The 19,218-nt window shown below is 67.9% G+C and carries 19 protein-coding genes; 17 read left to right on the top strand and 2 right to left on the bottom strand.

Features of this window, described 5'->3' with window-relative positions:
* Positions 1 to 11: 11 nt before the first annotated feature.
* The 3 genes from EDC29_RS07655 to cysN all read left to right on the top strand — a co-directional run bounded on the left by EDC29_RS07655 (position 12) and on the right by cysN (position 3,278).
* Positions 12 to 350: a hypothetical protein gene (locus tag EDC29_RS07655; protein ID WP_132229234.1), complete on the top strand. Its 339-nt coding sequence runs from the start codon at positions 12 to 14 to the stop codon at positions 348 to 350.
* 118 nt (positions 351 to 468) lie between these two features.
* On the top strand, positions 469 to 1,371 hold the full coding sequence (gene cysD / locus EDC29_RS07650) for a sulfate adenylyltransferase subunit CysD (RefSeq protein WP_062273774.1): 903 nt from the start codon (positions 469 to 471) through the stop codon (positions 1,369 to 1,371).
* Positions 1,371 to 3,278: a sulfate adenylyltransferase subunit CysN gene (gene cysN, locus EDC29_RS07645; RefSeq protein WP_123142654.1), complete on the top strand. Its 1,908-nt coding sequence runs from the start codon at positions 1,371 to 1,373 to the stop codon at positions 3,276 to 3,278. The genes cysD and cysN overlap by 1 nt, the downstream gene beginning before the upstream one ends.
* Positions 3,279 to 3,301: 23 nt before the next feature.
* Here the strand turns inward: cysN and EDC29_RS07640 are convergent, their stop codons facing one another.
* Positions 3,302 to 3,775 carry an EVE domain-containing protein gene (locus tag EDC29_RS07640; protein ID WP_132229232.1) on the bottom strand — a complete coding sequence of 158 codons (474 nt, stop codon included), beginning with the start codon at positions 3,773 to 3,775 and terminating at the stop codon, positions 3,302 to 3,304.
* The gene (gene rsgA / locus EDC29_RS07635; protein ID WP_123141670.1) at positions 3,772 to 4,776 is read right to left on the bottom strand and encodes a ribosome small subunit-dependent GTPase A; all 1,005 of its coding nucleotides are present in this window, start codon (positions 4,774 to 4,776) and stop codon (positions 3,772 to 3,774) included. Before rsgA ends, EDC29_RS07640 begins: the two co-directional genes overlap by 4 nt.
* 197 nt (positions 4,777 to 4,973) lie before the next feature.
* Between rsgA and orn the strand changes: the two genes are divergently transcribed.
* From orn to EDC29_RS07565, 14 genes are all read left to right on the top strand, one after another.
* Positions 4,974 to 5,522 carry an oligoribonuclease gene (orn, locus tag EDC29_RS07630; RefSeq protein WP_005224831.1) on the top strand — a complete coding sequence of 183 codons (549 nt, stop codon included), beginning with the start codon at positions 4,974 to 4,976 and terminating at the stop codon, positions 5,520 to 5,522.
* A 158-nt stretch (positions 5,523 to 5,680) separates the two neighbouring features.
* Positions 5,681 to 6,451 (top strand): glucose-1-phosphate cytidylyltransferase, encoded by a 771-nt coding sequence (gene rfbF, locus EDC29_RS07625; RefSeq protein WP_123141669.1) that lies wholly within the window; start codon positions 5,681 to 5,683, stop codon positions 6,449 to 6,451.
* Between the two features lie 5 nt (positions 6,452 to 6,456).
* Positions 6,457 to 7,521, top strand: a complete 1,065-nt coding sequence (rfbG, locus tag EDC29_RS07620) for a CDP-glucose 4,6-dehydratase (RefSeq protein WP_165913458.1) — start codon at positions 6,457 to 6,459, stop codon at positions 7,519 to 7,521.
* Positions 7,518 to 8,081 (top strand): dTDP-4-dehydrorhamnose 3,5-epimerase family protein, encoded by a 564-nt coding sequence (locus EDC29_RS07615; protein WP_132229230.1) that lies wholly within the window; start codon positions 7,518 to 7,520, stop codon positions 8,079 to 8,081. Before rfbG ends, EDC29_RS07615 begins: the two co-directional genes overlap by 4 nt.
* On the top strand, positions 8,078 to 9,307 hold the full coding sequence (locus EDC29_RS07610; protein WP_132229228.1) for a class I SAM-dependent methyltransferase: 1,230 nt from the start codon (positions 8,078 to 8,080) through the stop codon (positions 9,305 to 9,307). The genes EDC29_RS07615 and EDC29_RS07610 overlap by 4 nt, the downstream gene beginning before the upstream one ends.
* Before the next feature lie 49 nt (positions 9,308 to 9,356).
* Positions 9,357 to 10,208: an NAD-dependent epimerase/dehydratase family protein gene (locus EDC29_RS07605; protein ID WP_132229227.1), complete on the top strand. Its 852-nt coding sequence runs from the start codon at positions 9,357 to 9,359 to the stop codon at positions 10,206 to 10,208.
* A gap of 12 nt (positions 10,209 to 10,220) precedes the next feature.
* Positions 10,221 to 11,252 carry a radical SAM/SPASM domain-containing protein gene (locus tag EDC29_RS07600; RefSeq protein ID WP_132229225.1) on the top strand — a complete coding sequence of 344 codons (1,032 nt, stop codon included), beginning with the start codon at positions 10,221 to 10,223 and terminating at the stop codon, positions 11,250 to 11,252.
* Positions 11,249 to 12,514 carry a glycosyltransferase gene (locus EDC29_RS07595; RefSeq protein ID WP_132229223.1) on the top strand — a complete coding sequence of 422 codons (1,266 nt, stop codon included), beginning with the start codon at positions 11,249 to 11,251 and terminating at the stop codon, positions 12,512 to 12,514. Before EDC29_RS07600 ends, EDC29_RS07595 begins: the two co-directional genes overlap by 4 nt.
* Positions 12,511 to 13,689, top strand: coding sequence for an FkbM family methyltransferase (locus tag EDC29_RS07590; protein WP_132229221.1), 1,179 nt, complete (start codon positions 12,511 to 12,513; stop codon positions 13,687 to 13,689). Before EDC29_RS07595 ends, EDC29_RS07590 begins: the two co-directional genes overlap by 4 nt.
* Positions 13,686 to 14,726, top strand: coding sequence for a radical SAM/SPASM domain-containing protein (locus EDC29_RS07585; protein WP_132229219.1), 1,041 nt, complete (start codon positions 13,686 to 13,688; stop codon positions 14,724 to 14,726). Before EDC29_RS07590 ends, EDC29_RS07585 begins: the two co-directional genes overlap by 4 nt.
* Positions 14,723 to 15,925, top strand: a complete 1,203-nt coding sequence (locus tag EDC29_RS07580; protein WP_132229217.1) for a class I SAM-dependent methyltransferase — start codon at positions 14,723 to 14,725, stop codon at positions 15,923 to 15,925. The genes EDC29_RS07585 and EDC29_RS07580 overlap by 4 nt, the downstream gene beginning before the upstream one ends.
* A gap of 42 nt (positions 15,926 to 15,967) precedes the next feature.
* A complete protein-coding gene (locus tag EDC29_RS07575; protein WP_132229215.1) occupies positions 15,968 to 17,074 on the top strand; it encodes an FkbM family methyltransferase in 1,107 nt (368 codons plus the stop codon).
* A 10-nt stretch (positions 17,075 to 17,084) separates the two neighbouring features.
* Entirely contained in the window at positions 17,085 to 17,879 is a 795-nt protein-coding gene (locus EDC29_RS07570) for a cephalosporin hydroxylase family protein (RefSeq protein ID WP_132229213.1), read from the top strand.
* 215 nt (positions 17,880 to 18,094) lie between these two features.
* A partial coding sequence (locus EDC29_RS07565) for a tetratricopeptide repeat protein (RefSeq protein WP_165913457.1) occupies positions 18,095 to 19,218 on the top strand: 1,124 nt, incomplete at its 3' end.

The raw sequence follows: 19,218 nt of genomic DNA, 5'->3' as shown, positions 1-19,218 counted from the left end.
GAGCACCGGCGATGGAGCACCGACCCCATATCCGTACCGCGATTCCCAAGCGTCGCTACCGCCTCGACGGCTGCGAGGCGACCCTGCTCGGCGAGATCGACAGCGCCGATCCGCGTCCCTATCGCTTCATCCTCGCCTTCGTCCCCGCCGGGCAGGGCGAGCCGAGCCTCTATGTCTGCGCCGAGCGCGGTGGTGAGGGCGACCGGCTGCGGGTGGTCAGCGCGCTGCTCGACGAGGTGATGGCCGAGGGGCTGGCCTGGGACGGCCCGGACGCCTTCGCCGAGCAGGCGCTGACGCTCGGGCGCCAGGTGCTCGGGCTGCGCGGCGGCGCGGCGCAGCGGCTGCTCTAGCGGTGCCTTGCGGGATTTGAAATCGGTCACGGTTTTCTCCAGTTCACACCGAACCGTTACCATTGGGCCCTGTGTGCGCCGTCGGCGCTCACGATCCGTGCACGAGATCAGGGAAGCCATGTCATATCAGACGCATCTGCAACGCCTCGAAGCCGAGAGCATCCATATCATGCGCGAGGTCGCGGCCCAGTTCCGCAACCCGGTGATGCTCTACTCCATCGGGAAGGACAGCAGCGTGATGCTGCACCTGGCCCTCAAGGCCTTCTATCCCTCCAAGCCGCCGTTTCCGCTGCTGCATGTCGACACCACCTGGAAGTTCCGCGAGATGGTCGCCTTCCGCGACCGGCGTGCCGCCGAACTCGGGCTCGATCTGCTGGTGCACATCAACCAGGAGGGGGTGGCGCAGGGCATCGGCCCCTTCACCCACGGCTCGGCGGTGCACACCGACGTGATGAAGACCCAGTCGCTCAAGCAGGCGCTCGATCTCTACGGCTTCGATGCCGCCTTCGGCGGCGCGCGGCGCGACGAGGAGAAGAGCCGGGCCAAGGAGCGGGTGTTCTCCTTCCGTACCCGCAGCCACCGCTGGGACCCCAAGAACCAGCGCCCGGAGCTGTGGAACCTCTACAACGGCCGCATCAACAAGGGCGAAAGCATCCGCGTCTTCCCGCTGTCGAACTGGACCGAGCTCGACATCTGGCAGTACATCTATCAGGAGGAGATCCCGGTGGTGCCGCTCTATTTCGCCGCGCCGCGCCCGGTGGTCGAGCGCGACGGCGCCCTGATCATGGTCGACGATGAGCGCATGCCGCTGGCCCCGGGCGAGAGGCCCGAGGCGCGCATGGTGCGCTTTCGTACTCTCGGCTGCTACCCGCTCACCGGCGCGGTGGAGAGCAGCGCGCAGACGCTCCCCGAGATCATCCGCGAGATGCTGCTGGCGCGCACCAGCGAGCGACAGGGCCGGGTCATCGACCAGGACGCCGGCGCCTCCATGGAAGCCAAGAAGCAGGAGGGCTACTTCTGATGACCCAGACACCGGAACACGCCGGCGCCACCGCCGAGGTCGAGGCCTATCTGCGCGCCCAGGAAGACAAGACGCTGCTGCGCTTCATCACCTGCGGCTCGGTCGACGACGGCAAGTCGACCCTGCTCGGACGGCTGCTCTACGACTGCCAGCTGTTGTTCGAGGACCAGCTCGCCAGCCTCGAGAACGACTCGGCGCGCTTCGGCACCACCGGCAGCGGCAACCTCGATCTGGCGCTGCTCGTCGACGGTCTGGCCGCCGAGCGCGAGCAGGGCATCACCATCGATGTCGCCTACCGCTTCTTCACCACCGATCGGCGCAAGTTCATCGTCGCCGACACCCCCGGGCACGAGCAGTACACCCGCAACATGGCCACCGGCGCCTCCACCGCCGAGGCCGCGGTGCTGCTCGCCGACGCGCGCAAGGGGGTGCTCACCCAGACCCGGCGCCACAGCTATATCGTCTCGCTGCTCGGCATCCGCCATCTGGTGCTGGCGGTCAACAAGATGGATCTGGTCGACTGGGACCGCGAGACCTTCGAGCGCATCAGCGCCGATTATCGCGCCTTCGCCGCGCGGCTCGGGATCGATGCGGTCACCTGCATCCCGGTCTCGGCGCTCACCGGCGACAATGTCACCGCCGCCTCCGAACGCATGCCCTGGTACGACGGGCCGACCCTGCTCGGTTATCTGGAAGGGGTCGATGTCGAGCGCGACCTGCGCGCCGGGCCCTTCCGCATGCCGGTACAGTGGGTCAACCGGCCGAACCTCGACTTCCGCGGCTTCAGCGGCACCGTCGCCGGCGGCGAGGTGCGCGTCGGCGAGCCGTTGGTGGTGCTGCCGGCGGGCAAGCGCTCGACGCTCGCGCGCATCGTCACCATGGACGGGGAGCGCGAGCGGGCCGGTGCCGGCGAGGCGGTGACCCTGGTGCTCGACGACGAGATCGACGTCTCGCGCGGCGACCTGATCGCCGGCGCCGAGGCGCGCCCCGAGGTCGCCGACCAGTTCGCCGCCCACCTGGTGTGGATGGACGAGCAGCCGCTGCTGCCCGGTCGGCCCTATCTGCTGCGCACCGCCACCGCCGCGCTCAACGCCCAGGTCACCGAGATCAAGCACAAGGTCAACGTCAACACCCTGGAGCAGACCGCGGCCAAGCACCTCGCGCTCAACGATGTCGCGGTGTGCAACCTCGCGCTCGATCGCGCGGTGCCCTTCGACCCCTATGTCGACAACCGCGAGACCGGCGCCTTCGTCCTCGTCGATCGCATCAGCAACGCCACCGTCGGTTGCGGCATGATCGACTTCGCGCTGCGCCGCGCGGCCAACATCCACCACCATGCGATGGAGATCGACAAGAGCGCGCGCGCCGCGGCCAAGGGACAGAAGCCCTGCGTGCTCTGGTTCACCGGGCTGTCGGGCGCGGGCAAGTCGACGGTGGCCGATCTCGTCGAGCAGCGCCTCCACGCCATGGGCCGTCACACCATGACGCTCGACGGCGACAACGTCCGTCACGGGCTCAACCGCGATCTCGGCTTCACCGCCGAGGACCGGGTGGAGAACATCCGTCGGGTGGCCGAGGTGGCGCGGCTGATGGTCGAGGCCGGGCTGATCGTCTGTGTCAGCTTCATCTCGCCGTTTCGCAGCGAGCGGCGGCTGGCGCGCGAGCGACTCGATGACGGCGAGTTCCTGGAGGTCTTCGTCGATGCCGATCTCGACACCTGCGAGGCGCGCGACCCCAAGGGCCTCTACAAGAAGGCGCGCGCCGGCGAGATCCCCAACTTCACCGGGATCGGCAGCCCCTACGAGCCGCCCGAGGCCCCGGAGCTGCGCCTCGATGCCAACGGCTCCGACCCCGAGACCCTGGCCGAGCAGGTCGTCGAGCTGCTCGCCGCGCGCGGGGTGATCTGAGCCGCCGCCCCCGGCGCCCGGGCTCAGGGCGCCGGGCGGTGTTCGAGCGCGAGGATGAAGTCGAACTGCGCCGGGCTCAACGGCATCACCGAGAGGCGGTTGCCGCGGTGCACCAGCGCCAGCCCGGCGAGTGCGCCCTCGGCGTGGGTCTTGAGTTCGGCCAGCGTGATCGGGCGGGCGAGATGACGGCGATAGCGTACGTCGACCAGATACCAGCGCGGTTTCGCCGGGTCGCCCTTGGGGTCGTGATGGGGCGAGGCGGGATCGAAGGCGGTAGGGTCGGGGCGCGGGCTGCTGGCGACCTCGGCCAGTCCGACGATCGCCGGGCGGGCACAGTTGGAGTGATAGAAGAACACCGGATCGCCGACGGCGGTGCGATCGCGCAGCAGGTTGCGCGCCTGATAGTTGCGTACCCCGTCCCAGGGCTCGACCCCGCGCGCGGCCAGGTCGTCGATGCCGAAGACCCCGGGCTCGGACTTGAACAGCCAGTGGGTCATGCGCTCACCCCCCGCGCCAGATGATGGAAGTTGTCCAGCCGCGCGGCTGCGATCTCGCCGCGCTCGACCGCGGCGCGGATGGCGCAGCCCGGCTCCTGATCGTGACGACAGTTGGCGAAGCGACAGCCGCCGAGGTGCGGGCGGAACTCGCGAAAGCCCCACTGCAGCTCGGCCAGACCGATGGCGCCGAGGCGGAAGCTGCGCACCCCGGGCGAGTCGATCAGCACGCCGCCGCCGGGCAGGCGGTAGCAGCTCGCCGCCGAGGTGGTGTGACGCCCCAGCCCGGTGGCCGCCGAGAGGCGCCCGACCTGGATGTCGCGATCGGGCAGCAGCGCCTTGACCAGCGAGGACTTGCCCACCCCGGACTGACCGACGAGGATGCTGGTCTGGTCGCGCAGCGCCTCGACCAGCGGGGCCAGCGTTTCGGGCTGCTCCAGGCTGATCCACAGGGTGCGGTAGCCGATCGCGCAATAATGGGCATAGCGCTGCTCGAAGGCCGCGCGCGCCGGGGCGTCGAGCAGGTCCATCTTGGTGGCCACCAGCATCGGCTCGACGCCGATGCCCTCGGCGGCGACCAGGTACTGGTCGACCAGATAGCCGCTCGGTTCGGGCTCGGGGGCGATCAGTACCGCCAGTCGGGTGAGGTTGGCCGCGATCGGCTTGTCGCGACCACTGTAGTCGGGGCGGCTGAGCACCGTCTGGCGCTCGAGGATGGCACTGACCAGCCCACGACCGGGCTCGCCGCGCTGCCACACCACCCGATCGCCGCACACCGGGTGGCCGAGGTGCTGGCGCGCGACACAGAGGTGCAGCTCGCCCGCATGGTCCTCGACCACCAGGCTCGCGCCGTGGCGCACCACCACCAGCCCCTCCTCGGGCGGGATCTCGGCCTCGCAGTCGGCGAGCGCCTGCTCGGGACGGTTGGCAAGGCGCTCGCGGCGCCGTTCCTGGATCGCGCGGATGCGCTCGATCTGTCGCTTCGACAGCCGCCGCCGGGTCATCGGGCGACCCGACGCGGCTGGCGCGGGGTGGGGCGGGGAGGCTGCGGGTGGTCGGTGTGCATGCTCGGGCTCCTGGCTGGGGTGGGGCTATTCTAGGGAAAGCGCCGGCGCTCCGCACGATGCCGCTCCTTGCAGTACACTGCGGCTTGATTCCGTCACCCGGCCTTGCGACAGGCCCCATTGCTCAAGGAACGCTCATGACCAAGAGCCCGCAGAACCTGATCTGGATCGACCTGGAGATGACCGGACTCGACCCCGACACCGATCGCATCCTCGAGATCGCCACCATCGTCACCGACACCCAGCTCAAGGTGCTGGCCGAGGGGCCGGTGATCGCGATCCACCAGTCCGAGGCGCAGCTCGCCGGCATGGATGAATGGAATCGCGAACACCACGGCGCCTCCGGGCTGATCGAGCGGGTGCGGCTGAGCGCACAGGACGAGGCCGCCGCCGAGCGCGCCACCCTCGAGTTCCTCGCCGACCTGGTGCCGGCCGGTGCCTCGCCGCTGTGCGGCAACAGCATCTGTCAGGACCGTCGCTTCCTCGCCCGCTGGATGCCCCGGCTCGAGGGGTTCTGTCACTATCGCAATCTCGATGTCAGCACCCTCAAGATCCTCGCCCAGCGCTGGGCCCCGGAGGTCGCCGCCGGGGTGCGCAAGGCCTCGCGCCATCTCGCCCTCGATGACATTCGCGAGTCGATCGAGGAGCTGCGCTATTACCGCGAGCAACTGCTGCGGCTGGAGTGATGTATCGCGCGCGCGATGCTGTGCGATCCCCGTCGTGCTGGTTATCATGGGGGCCAGATAGAGGCGGGCGTCCGAGGCGATCGCTCATCTCGTCGCCGGTCGTGCCGTTATTCGCAGCATGCGTCGGTTGCGGTCGACACCCTGATTGAGGAGCACTGATGAAGGCGGTCATTCTGGCAGGCGGTTTCGGGACGCGGATCTCGGAGGAGTCGCACCTGCGCCCCAAGCCGATGATCGAGATCGGCGGCATGCCGATCATCTGGCACATCATGAAGCACTACTCCGTTCACGGCATCAACGACTTCGTGATCTGCTGCGGCTACAAGGGCTATGTCATCAAGGAGTACTTCGCCAACTACTTCCTGCACATGTCCGACGTCACCTTCGACATCGCCAACAACCGCATGGAGGTCCACGAGCGCAAGGCCGAGCCCTGGCGCGTGACCCTGGTCGACACCGGGCTGCACACCCAGACCGGCGGCCGACTCAAGCGCGTGGCCGACTATCTCGACGCCGAGGCGCCCTTCTGCTTCACCTATGGCGACGGCCTGAGCGATGTCGACATCGGCGCGCTGGTCGCCTTCCATCGCGACCACGGCCATCTCGCCACGGTCACCGCGGTGCAGGCCCCCGGGCGCTATGGCGCGATCAAGCGCGAGGGCGCGCGGGTGGCCGCCTTCACCGAGAAGCCGCGCGGCGACGGCGGGCTGATCAACGGCGGCTTCTTCGTGCTCTCGCCGGCCTGTCTGGAGTTGATCGCCGGTGACGAGACCGGCTGGGAGGGCGAGCCGCTGGCGCGGCTCAGCGCCATGGGCGAGCTGATGGCCTTCGAGCACCAGGGCTTCTGGCGGCCGATGGACACGCTGCGCGACCGCACCCAGCTCGAGGCGCTGTGGCGCTCCGGGGCGGCGCCCTGGAAGACCTGGTGACGACGATGGAACAGCAGTTCTGGAGAGAACGGCGGGTATTCATCACCGGCCACACCGGATTCAAGGGCGGCTGGCTCGCGCTCTGGCTGGCACGGCTTGGCGCCCGGGTGCACGGCTATGCGCTGGCGCCGCCGACCACGCCGAGCCTGTACCGGGCGGCGCGGGTCGGCGAGCGCCTCGCCGGCGAGCACATCGCCGACCTGCGCGATCGCGCCGCGCTCGCCGCCGCCTTCGATGCCGCCGCGCCCGAGGTGGTGTTCCATCTCGCCGCCCAGCCGCTGGTGCGCGCGGCCTATCGCGACCCGGTCGAGACCTACGCGGTCAACCTGATGGGCACCGTCGACCTGCTCGAGACCGTGCGCCAGCACCCCGGGGTGCGCGCCGTGGTGGTGGTGACCAGCGACAAGTGCTACGAGAACCACGACTGGGTCTGGCCCTATCGCGAGGACGACGCCCTCGGCGGTCACGACCCCTATTCGAGCAGCAAGGCCTGCGCCGAGCTGGTCAGCGCGAGCTATCGTCGCGCCTTCCTCGAGGAGGCCGGGACGGCGCTCGCCACCGTGCGTGCGGGCAACGTCATCGGTGGCGGCGACTGGGCCGCCGAGCGGCTGGTCCCCGACGTGTTGCGCGCGATCGACGCCGGCGAGCCGGTGGTGCTGCGCGCGCCCGGGGCGATCCGGCCCTGGCAGCACGTGCTCGAACCGCTCGCCGGTTATCTCGATCTCGCCGAGCGGCTGTGCGCGGACGATGGCGAGTACATCGGCGCCTGGAACTTCGGTCCCGAGGCCGCGGACGCGCGCCCGGTGCGCTGGCTGGTCGAGTGGCTGTGTGCCGCCGTGCCGGGGGCGCAGTGGCGGCTCGATGACAGTCCTCAGCCGCGCGAGGCATCGGTGCTGCGACTCGACAGCAGCAAGGCGCGCGCCGCGCTCGGTTGGCGTCCGCGCTGGCCGCTGGAGCAGGCGCTGGCGCGCACCCTCGACTGGCACCGCGCCTGGCGCGCCGGGGAGGACATGCAGGTGCGCACCCTGGCGCAGATCGCCGACTACATGGCCACGGAGCCACCGCGATGAGCGCGCGCCTGGTGCGTCACCCGACCGCGATCGCCGGGGTCGAGGTGATCGCGCGGACGCCGCTCGCCGATGCGCGCGGCGTCTTCGAGCGGCTCTATTGCGCGATGGATCTGGCAGCGCTCGGCGGCGGGCGTCCGATCGTCCAGATCAACCGCTCGCTGACGCGTGCGCGCGGCACGGTGCGCGGGCTCCACTACCAGCGCCCGCCGCACGCCGAGACCAAGTTCGTCACCTGTCTGCGCGGCGCGGTCTGGGACCTGGCGCTCGATCTGCGCGCCGGCTCGCCGACCTTCCTGCAGTGGCACGCCGAGCGGCTGGAGGCCGAGCGCCCGACCACGCTGGTGATCCCCGAGGGTTGCGCCCACGGCTTCCAGACGCTGACGGACGACTGCGAGCTGCTCTATCTGCACACCGCGCCCCATGTCCCCGAGGCCGAGGGCGGGGTGCGCGTCGACGACCCGCGTCTGGCCATCCCCTGGCCGCTGCCGCTCGGCGAGCGCTCGGCGCGCGATCGCGCCTTGGCGTTGCTCGACGACGAGTTTCGGGGGATTGCGCCGTGAACTGCCGTCACTGCGGCGCGCCGCTGCGCCTGCCCTTCGTCGACCTCGGCAGCGCGCCGCCCTCCAACGCCTATCTGAGCGCCGCGGCGCTGCACCGCCCCGAGTCCTGGTACCCGCTGCGGGTGCTGGTGTGCGAGCGCTGCTGGTTGGTGCAGACCGAGGACTTCGCCCGCCCCGAGACCCTGTTCGACGCCGACTACGCCTATTTCAGCAGCGTCTCGACGAGTTGGGTGGCCCATGCCGAGCGCTATGTCGCGACCATGGTCGAGCGTCTCGGGCTCGACGGCGACTCGCGGGTGGTGGAGCTGGCGGCCAACGACGGCTATCTGCTCCAGCACCTGCAGGCGCGCGCCATCCCCTGTCTGGGGGTCGAGCCGACCGCGGCGGTCGCCGCCGCGGCGCGCGAGCGCGGGCTGGAGATCGTCGAGGCCTTCTTCGACCGCGCGCTCGCCGCGCGGCTGCTCGCCGAGGGCTGGGGTGCGGATCTGGTGGTCGCCAACAACGTCCTCGCCCATGTCCCGGCGATCAACGATTTCGTCGCCGGCATCGCCCTGCTGCTGCGCCCGGACGGGGTGGCGACCTTCGAGTTCCCGCACCTGCTGCGGCTGATCGCGGGCAACCAGTTCGATACCCTCTATCACGAGCACTACTCCTATCTGTCGCTGGGCGCGGTGGGGCGGGTGTGCGCGGCCAACGGCCTGGCGGTGTTCGATGTCGAGACCCTGCCGACCCACGGCGGCAGCCTGCGGGTGTTCGCCCAGCGTGCCGACCACGGCGCGCGTCCGACCACGCCCCGGGTGGCGGCGCTGCGCGCCGAGGAGCTGGCCGCCGGGCTGGAGCGGGCGGCGACCTACCAGGGGCTGCAGGCGCGCGCCGAGCGGTTGCGTCTCGAGCTGCTCGACTATCTCATCCGGGCGCGGCGCCAGGGGCTCCAGGTGGTCGGCTACGGCGCCGCGGCCAAGGGCAACACCCTGCTCAACTTCGCCGGGGTGCGGCCCGATCTGCTGCACTATGTGGTCGACCGCAGCCCCGGCAAGCTGGGGCGCCATCTCCCCGGCAGCCGCATCCCCATCGTCGCCGAGTCGCGTCTGCGTGAGACCCGCCCCGACCGGGTGCTGCTGCTGCCCTGGAACCTGCGCGATGAACTCACCGCGCAGCTCGGCTATGTCCGCGAGTGGGGCGCGCGCTTCGTCGTCGCGGTGCCCGGGATCGAGGAGTACGCTTGAGTTATTTCCGGCTCTTTCACTCAAGTTTTCACCAGGGATGTCGTTATCCATGACCGAGGTCGCGTTGACCGGGGCGAGCGGTTTCCTCGGCAGGCATCTCGCCGTGGCGCTCGCGCAGCGCTGCCACGCGCTGGTGTGCAGCGCCCGTGGCGAGCGGTCCTGGAGCGGGCCGGGGCGCTTCGTGCCACTCGATGTCCGGCGCCCGCCCGCCGCTGCCTTCGCGCGGCTCGGGCGGCCCCGGGTGCTGATCCATCTGGCCTGGGGCGGCCTGCCCAACTATGGCGACCCCGGCCATTACGAGCGCGAGCTGCCGGCGCACTACCGCTTCCTCGAGGGGCTGATGGACGCCGGGCTGGAGCGGTTGGTGGTGGCTGGCACCTGTCTCGAGTACGGTCGGCGCGGCGGCGCCTGCGACGAGACCCTGTGCCCGGACCCGGATACCCCCTACGGCTTCGCCAAGGACGCGTTGCGCCGGGGGTTGGAGTTCGCCGCCGCGCGTCACGGCACCCAGCTGTTGTGGACACGGTTGTTCTATCTCTGGGGCGAGGGGCAGGCGGCCGGGTCGCTCTATCCCCAGCTGCTCGCTGCCGCGCGGCGTGGCGAGCGGCGCTTCCCGATGTCGGGCGGGGAACAGTTGCGCGACTATCTGCCGGTGACCGAGGCCGCCGAGCGACTGGTCCGGCTGGCGTTGGAAACCGAGGCGAGCGGGATCGTCAACCTCTGCTCGGGACGACCGGTTTCGGTGCGCGCCCTGGTCGAGCGCTGGATCGCCGAGCACGGGCTGGAGATCGAGCCCGCGCTCGGCGCGCTGCCCTATGCGGCGCACGAGGCGATGGCCTTCTGGGGCGACAGCACGCGACTGCGACAACTGCTGGAGCTGGATCCAACCGATGATGATTGAGAGGGCGAGCCGATGAAGGCCAAGATCAAACCCCGGATCAACCTCGACGAGCGCACCGCGCTGCAGGATGTGATCCCGCTCGACACCCCCTTCGTGGTGTTCGTCGACCCGGCCAGCGCCTGTAACTTCCGCTGTCCCTTCTGTCCGACCGGTGATCGCGCGCTGATCCGCGAGACCGGACGCTTCCAGGGGGTGATGAGCTTCGAGCTGTATCGCAAGCTGATCGACGACCTCGCCGAATTCCCGCGCCCGATCAAGGTGCTGCGTCTCTACAAGGATGGTGAGCCGCTGCTCAACAAGCGTCTCGCCGAGATGGTCGCCTACGCCAAGGCGAGCGACCGGGTCGACTACATCGACACCACCACCAACGCCTCGCTGATGACCCCCGAGCGCATCGGTCCGGTGATCGAGGCCGGACTCGACAAGATCAACATCTCGATCGACGGCATGAACAATGCTCAGTACCGTCGCTTCACCGGCTTCGACATGGACTTCGACACGCTGGTCGAGCGGGTGCGTTGGCTCCATCGCAACAAGGGCGCGTGCGAGATCGTGGTGAAGATCCCCTCGGAGTTGCTCGATGGGATCGAGCCGCAGGTCTTCTACGACACCTTCGGCGATCACTGCGACCGTATCTTCATCGAGAACTTCGCCCCCTGCTGGCCGGAGTTCGACGTCGAGGCGCGGACCGGCTTCAGCATCACCCAGGGCATCTACCAGCAGCCGCTGCAGGACACCGATACCTGCCCCTACATCTTCTACGCCTTCTCGATCAACGCCGACGGGTTGGCCAGCGCTTGCTTCCTCGACTGGGGGCGTAAGCTGGTGGTGGGGGATGCGCGGCGCGAGTCGCTGCGCGCGATCTGGAACGGCGAGCGGCTCAACGCGCTGCGCCTCCAGCACCTCGAGGGACGGCGGCGCGAGCATCCGGTGTGCGGTAGCTGTGGTCAGCTCACCCATTGCCTGCCGGACAATATCGATCCCTACCGCGCGGAGTTGCTCGAACGGCTGCGCGCGCATCTGGCCGCCGCCGACCCGTCATGAGGGTCCTGCACCTCAGCGCACATCTCGGCGGTGGGGTGGGGCGGGCTCTCGCCTGTCTGACCGCGCCCACCCCCGGGGTCGAGCACGAGGTCCTCTGTCTGGAGGCGCCGCGCAAGCCGCGCGCGCTCGATCGGGTGCGCGCACACGGGGTGCGGGTGGACTGCACGCCGAGCCATGCCGAGCTGCGCGCCCGCATCGATGCCGCTGACCTGGTGCAGCTCGAGTGGTGGAACCACCCGGCGCTGTTCGCCGCGCTCTGTCCCGCACCGCTGCCGCCGCTGCGCCTGCTGGTCTGGTCGCACGTCTCCGGGCTGCACGCCCCACGCATCCCGCTCGGGCTGCTGCGCGCGGCCGGGCGCACGGTGTTCACCTCGGCCTGTTCCTTCGACATCGCCGAGATCGCCAGCCTCTCGGGCGAGGAGCGGGTGCGTCTCGGGGTGTGCTCGAGCGCCGCCGGGGTCGAGGACCTGCCGGCGCCGCGCATCGATGCCGAGGCGCCGCTGCGCGCGGCCTATCTCGGCAGCCTCAACCCGAGCAAGCTGCACCCCGAGTTCGTTGAGCTGATGGCGGCGGTGGCGCTGCCCGGTTTCCGCGTCCACCTGTTCGGCGACCCCGAGGCCGGCGCGCCGCTGCTGGCACGCGCCCGCGCGCTGGGACGGCCCGAGCTGCTGGTGCTCGAGGGCTTCACCGAGGACGTGCCCGGCGCCTTGGCCGACTTCAACACCTTGATCTACCCGCTCCACCCCGAGCACTACGGCACCGCCGAGAACGCCCTGGTCGAAGCCATGGCCCTGGGGCTCACGCCGGTGGTGATCGATCACCCCGCCGAGCGCGTCCTGGTCGAGCACGGCGTCACCGGGCTGGTGGCCGCCGACGGTGCGGCGCTGGTCGCCGCGATCGATGAGCTGGCGGCCGATCCGGCGCGTCGTGCCGCGCTCGGTCAGGCCGCCAGCGTGGCGGCGCGCACACGCTTTACCGGGGCGCGGATGCGTGAGTGCATGCGCGAGTACTATGCCTTGCTGATGGCCGAGCCGCGGCGCGAGATCGACTTCGCCGCGCGCTTCGGTCGTGCCCCGGCGCACTGGTTCATGGCTTGCCAGCCGCCCGGCGCGCCCTTTCTCGCCGACGGCACGATCCGCCCCGGTCCGCTCGCCCCGGCGCTGTTCGAGCCGACCAAGGGCAGCCTGTTGCACTTCCGCGATTATTTCCCCGACGACTCGCTGCTGGCCCGCTGGGCCGGTGCGCTGGAGACGCGGCGATGAGGGTGCCGGATCGTGCCCGGGCGGAGGCGCTGCTCGATGAGCTCTGCGCGCGCCCGCCGGTGGGCGAGCCGCGCACGGTCGATCGGCCCTTGTTGCTCTATGGTGCCGGCAACCTCGGGCGGATGGCGCGCGCGTATTTCGCCACCCTGGGTATCCCGCTGCTCGGGGTGGTCGATGTCGCCGCCGCGCGGCATCGCGCCGATCCTGTCTGGCGGGGTGTCGCGCTGTTCGCGCCGGACGAGGTCTCGCCCGAGCAGCGTGCCACTTCGCTGCTCGCCGTCTGTATCGCCACCCATCCCTATGCGCCGCTCGCCGAGCGGTTGTGCGCCGAGGGTTGGGCCGATTGCGTGCCCTTCTACGACATCACCGAGGCCTATCGCGACCGTCATCCGCTCGGCAACGGCTGGTTTGCCACTGATCTGACCGAACGCGATCGCGTGGGAATGCGGCGGGTGCTCACGCGTTGGGCCGACGATCGTTCGCGCGCCCATCATCTGCAGTTCATCGCTTGGCATCGACGGCGCGAGGAATGGGTCTTCGACGACGCCCCGGTGACGGTCGACGATCGCTATTTTATCCCCGAGGTGTGCGAGCGGCTCGGTCCCGGCGAGCGCCTGGTCGACCTCGGCGCCCATCACGGCGAGGTCTGCGAGCGTCTGCTCGCGCTCCTCGGGGGCAAGGTCGAGCGGATCGACGCGGTCGAGCCCGATCCCGATCACCTGGTCCGGCTCGATGTCTGGCGCGCGGCGCTCCCCACGGCGCTGCGCGCGCGGGTGCGGCTGATCGATGCGGTGCTCGGCGCGCACCCCGGCCCGACGCGGTTTCGCGCCGGACTCGGTTATGCTTCGCAACGCGCCCCCGGCGGCGCTGCGCGCGAGCAGACCACGCTCGATCGGTTGGGGCTCGCGCCGAGCCTGCTCAAGCTCCATCTCGAGGGCGCCGAGCTAGAGGTGCTCGAGGGCGGGCTCGAGACCCTGCGCCGGCACCGTCCGATCATTGCCGCGACCTGCTATCACAACGCCCTCGGGCTGTGGCGCATGACCGACTGGCTGGCCACCCGGCTCGATGACTACCGACTGCTGTTCCGGCTCCACGCCTGGTGCGGGACCGGGGCGGTGATCTATGCACTGCCGCGCGAGCGTGACGTGGCCAAACAGGATCGGAGCACACCATGAAAGCCAAGCTCGCCTCCAAGCTCGATCGCGCCCAGCGTGTCGCCTTGCAGGAGGTCATTCCGCTGGCGACCCCCTTTCTGCTCTATGCCGATCCGTCGAGCGCTTGTAATTTCCGCTGCAATTTTTGCCCGACCGGGCACCGTGACCTGACGCGCGATCCCGAGGCCTATAGGCGCAGCATCATGCCCTTGGCGGTGTTCGAGAAACTGGTCGCGGATCTCGCCGACTTTCCCGAGCCGATTCGGGCGCTACGGTTGAACAAGATCGGCGAGCCGCTGCTCAACAAGTCGCTGCCACGGATGATTCGGTTGGCCAAAGATAGTGGTCGGGTTGCACATGTCGACCTTGCCACCAATGCCGCGCTGCTGACTCCTGCGCGAGGGGAGGCCCTCGTCGAGGCTGGCCTCGATCGTATCAATATTTCGCTCGAGGGCATGAGCGCGGCACAATATCGAACTCACGCCAAGGTCGAGATCGACTTCGACGGGCTGGTCAAGCAGATCGCCTGGTTCTATCGCCATCGTGGCGACTGCGAGGTAACCATCAAGATTCCCGGCGACTATCTGAGTGCTGAGGATCAGCAGCGCTTCTTCGACACTTTCGGGGATCATTGTGACCGGATCTTCGTCGAGGGCTTGGCGCCGATCTGGCCCGGTTTCGATTTGGAGTCACGCGCGGGGGTGGCGCTCAACCGTGAGCGCGGTCAGTACCAGCAGCAGCTCGAGTCCAAGGATGTCTGCGCCTATATCTTCTACGCTATGGCGATCAATGCCGACGGTACGGTCAGCGCCTGCTGTCCGGATTGGGGGCAGCAGCAGCTGATCGGCGACCTGCGCACTCAGTCGCTACGCGAGATCTGGAATGCCGAGTCACTGCGTGCGCTGCGCCTTCAGCACCTCTCGGGTCGCCGCTGCGACAATTCGACCTGCCGCGACTGTGGTCATCTGCAGTATGCCCAGATCGATAATATCGACCCCTATCGCGACCAGCTGCTTGAGCGTCTCAGTTTGCCCGAAAAGGTGGAGAGCGGAGCATGAGTGAGCGCTGCTGTCCTGCCTGTCGTGCCGATACCGTGGCACTCGCTGATTGGCCCTTCGGAGGTCTTGGCGAGTCGGTATTTAACTATGTCGCCGCTTTTCGCCATTGTACGCAATGTGGGTTGGTGTATGTCGCCAATATCGATGATGCGCGGCTGGCGCGCTTTTATCACGAAGAGTGTGCCTATCACACCAGCGCCCACTTTGCGGTCGATCGCCCGGAGAATATCGCCAAGGCGCGACGCTACCTCGATTTCATCGCCAAGCTCAGGCCGGGATTTACCGAAGTCACTGATATCGGCTGTGGACGCGGCGGCTTTCTGCGTCTGGCGAGACGCTCGCATCCTGGCGTACGGGTCCTGGGCATCGATATCGCGCCTGGTGATCCTGAGGCCCGCGCCGAGGCGGTGATGTTTGCCGCCGCCACTTCAGCTGTGCTGCCGTTGGCCAACGACTCACAGTCTCTGCTGACTTGCTTCCATGTGCTCGAACATCTGCGCGTGCTTGATTCGACCCTAGAGGAGCTGGCGAGGGTGTTGCAGCCAGGTGGGCTGTTGGTGATCGAGGTGCCTGATGCCGAGCGCTATGCTGAAACACCGATTGGCCCCGCCTATTGGCTGGCGATCCGTGAGCATGTGCAGCATATCACTCCCTGCGCGTTAACGCTTGCGCTGGCGCGCCACGGATTGCATGTCGAACATCTTGAGCGTGGGGTATTGCCGACTCCGGAGTTTCGTTATGCCTCGCTGCTGCTTGCCGCGCGCAAAGCCGAAGCCGGTGAGGATGCAGTGAAACCGGGACGATGTGTCGGATGTGTCGATTACCTACAGGCATCGGCGCGTGCGCTGGAGTGCCAGGCTGAGTGGGTTGCTGCTTTGCGCGCGCGCCATGGTGGGCTGACCTTTTGGGGGTGCTCGGCCGAGCTGCTGAGTCTGCTGCCACGGCTCGATACTGATGTCGACCGTCTCTGCGATGCCAACCCATTGAAACAACGTCAGGGTTACCGGGGGCGCGTGGTTTATGCGCCAGAGTTGCTCGCTCCGCGTGGGGCGCTGGTGATTGCGCCTTATCTCTATGCCGTCGAGATCCGGCGTGCCGCCGTCGCCCTGGGCTGGCGACCGGAGCAGATCTTCGAGCTGGGGGCGGTAGATACACCCATGATGGATGTCGCCACCCCGGCTAGTATCGAGTGCGAATAGTCCCCCCCTGATTGACTACTGCTTGATGAGGAGCAAAACCCGATGCGCTGGGACAACGAGGCCGTCGATCGGCATATCGAGACGCTGTCGCCCCTGGTGAGCGAGATCGATGCCGCGATTGCCGAGCATGGTGTGGCACTCTATGGCGCTGGTTTCCTCGGTGCCTGGGCGTGCAACCATCTGCGAGATCAGGGGGTGGAGGTGCGCCTGTTCGTCGATCGCGATCCGGAAAAGATCGGGCGCCGCCTGCGCGGTGTGCCGATTATCGCCCCCGCCGACCCGATGCTGGATGATGTCGGCGCAGTGCTGATTACTGCCCGTCACGCGGTTTCCGCCGTGAGCAAGGGGCTTGCCTCGCGTGGTTTGCCGTTGTGCGCCTTCGATGGCTACTTCGTCTGCAGGCACCGTGAGCGGCTGCTACGGGTGCGTGACGAATATCTTGACGATGCGCGCTCAGTCGAGGTCTTCAATGCCCTAATGATCGCCATGCTTACGGGGTCGCGTGAGAGTTGTCTGGCGGTGATGGAGAAGGATATGTACTTCGCGTTGCCCGAGTTCAGTGGCAACTTCGAAGATACCTTTGTCGATGCCGGGGCCTTTGTCGGCGACACCATCGAGCGTTTTATCTGGGAAAACCTTGGTACCTTTGGGCGCATCTATGCCTTCGAGCCGGGGGAGCGTCAGTTCGCTGCGCTCGAGAAACGGGCCGTGCGCCTAGCCGAGGAGTGGGCCTTCGAGCCGGCTTCCCTGGAGCTGGTGCGTGCCGGGCTGGGCGCGTCATCGCAGACCATGAGCTGCTCATTCGTTGCCGACGCGCCGCTGCGTCATGGTCTGGTCGCCGATGACGACCAGGCCGTGCTCGATGACCAAGCGCCACGCGCCGAGGTCATTAGCCTCGATGCGTTTCTCGATGGCCGTCCGGCAACCTTCATCAAGGCCGATGTCGAGGGCATGGAGCTGGCGCTGCTCGAGGGCGCGCGCGAGACCATCCGGCGGCATCGCCCCAAGCTCGCGCTCTGTGTCTACCACTATCCGAGCGATCTCTTCACCATCCCCGAGGCGGTCCGCGCACTGGTGCCGGATTATCGTTTAAGGCTGCGCCAGCACGCCCCGCTGTTCGGCGATTTCGTTCTCTACTGCAATCCCTGAGCATTGATCCATGACCATGCATCCACTCGATCAGTTCAAGCAGGAGATCCGTGAGCGGGTCGCCGAGTATCCGCGCAACGAGGCGCTGCAACGGGCATCGCGCAGCTTCTTCGAGGAGATCGGGGTCGGTCGCGCCAATTATGTTTACAACTTTTTCTGGCTCGGTGTGCCGATCATCCAGATTCCCCAGGATCTACAGGCAATGCAGGAGATCATCTGGGAGGTCAAACCGGATCTGATCATCGAGACGGGGATTGCCTGGGGAGGCACTCTGGTGCACAGCGCCTCGTTGCTCGCCATCCTTGAGGCCTGTGAGGAGATCGAGCGTGGCCATGTGATTGGTATCGACGTCGATATCCGTGCCCATAACCGGCTTTCGCTCGAGAAACATCCGCTGAGTAAAAAGCTCACTCTGATCGAAGGCTCCAGCATCGATTCGGCGGTGATCGATCAGGTGCATATGCTCGCGCGTGACTATCGACGCCCGCTGGTCTGTCTCGATAGCAACCATACACATGATCATGTCCTCGCCGAGCTCGAAGCCTATGCGCCGCTGGTTGCGCCCGGCAGTTACTGCCTGGTTGGCGATACCGTGATCGAGGACGCCCCCGGGGCGATGTCTAGTGAACGTCCTTGGGGTAAGGGGAACAATCCAAAGACCGCCGCGCGCGAATATCTTCGCCGACTGCACGAGGAGGGGCGGAGTGCCGCCGATGGTGCGCCACTGGCCTTCGAGGCTGATACCCTGATCGAACGCAAGCTGGTGTTGACCGGGTCTCCTGAAGGTTATTTGCGCCGCTGTTAAATCGTGTGGGAAGGGGAGATCAAGCAATGAGCAGGGAGCTGCTCGAGCAGGCGAGGGCGAATCGGGACGCTGGCCGACGCGAGGTGGCCGAGGCGCTTTATCGTGCATTGCTGGCGATCGAGCCGGGCCATGTCGAAGCCAACGCTGAGCTTCATGAGCTTGTTCCGCTTAGGAGTGAGACTCAGGTTCCAAGGGCTGCTCGTGCTGCACTCGCGGTGCGGATTGAGTCTGGCGACCTGGCCGGCGCCGAGGCCGAGGCTCGGACGCTAGTCGCGTGCTATGCCGATGATGCCTTTGCTTGGAAGGCGCTCGGTACCATCCTCGGGCGTCGGCAGGGCCATGCCGAGGCGTGCACGGCCCTCGAGCGGGCGCTCGTACTCGACGGAGACGACCCCGAGATCCATAACAGCATCGCCACCTCGCTCGCCCGGCTCGGTCGGATCGAGGAGGCGCTTGCACACTATCGGCGCGCCCTGGCGATTGCTCCGCACTATGCCGACGCCCACTACAACCTCGGGCTGGTGTTGCACGAGCAAGGGCGCTTCGATGAGGCGCTGGAGCGTTACGTGCGCGCACATGCGCTTGCTCCCGAACTCCCCCAGGTCTGTAACAATGCCGGTAACGTTTGTCGTGCCCTGGGGCGCTTGCAGCAGGCCATGGACTGGTTCGCCAGGGCCTTGGTGCAGCAACCCCACAACGCCGACATCCACAGCAATCTCGCCAGCGCCCAGCTCGATGCGCGTCTGTTCGAGTCCGCGCTGGCGAGTCTCGACCGTGCCCTCGCGCTCGACCCCGCCCATGCCGAGGCGCTCAACAATCGGGGCAATGTGCTCGTCGCGCTCGGTCGGATCGAGGAGGCACAGCAGAGCTATGTCGCCGCGACCCGCGTGCGCCCGGACTATGCCGGGGCCTATTGCAATCTGGGCAATGTCCTCGACCTGGCGCGCAAGCCGCAGCAGGCGATCGACTGTTATCGACGCGCACTCGTGCTCGCGCCCGATCTGGCCGAGGCCAGCCTCAATCTGGGCAACGTGTTGCGTGATCTCGATCGGATCAGCGAGGCCCGTGCCTGTTACGAGCGCGCGCTCGCCATCCGTCCCGACTACCCCGAGGCGCTGAACAACCTCGGTTGTCTGATCCAGGACCTGGGTGAGATCGACGCGTCGCTCGCCGCGCGCGAGCGTGCGCTGGCGCTGTCCCCCGACTTCTTCGCTGCCGACAGCAGCCGTCTCTTCACCCTCAACTACCATCCGGATCTTCCGGCCGAGTCGATCTACGCGGCCTATCGCGACTACAACCGTCGTCACGGCGAACCGGCGCGAGTGCACTGGCGCGCCCA

The organism is Marichromatium gracile, from assembly GCF_004343155.1.
Taxonomy (GTDB): Bacteria; Pseudomonadota; Gammaproteobacteria; order Chromatiales; family Chromatiaceae; genus Marichromatium; species Marichromatium gracile.
Note: the sequence above shows the minus strand (reverse complement) of the source record. Positions and strands in the feature narration are given on the sequence as shown.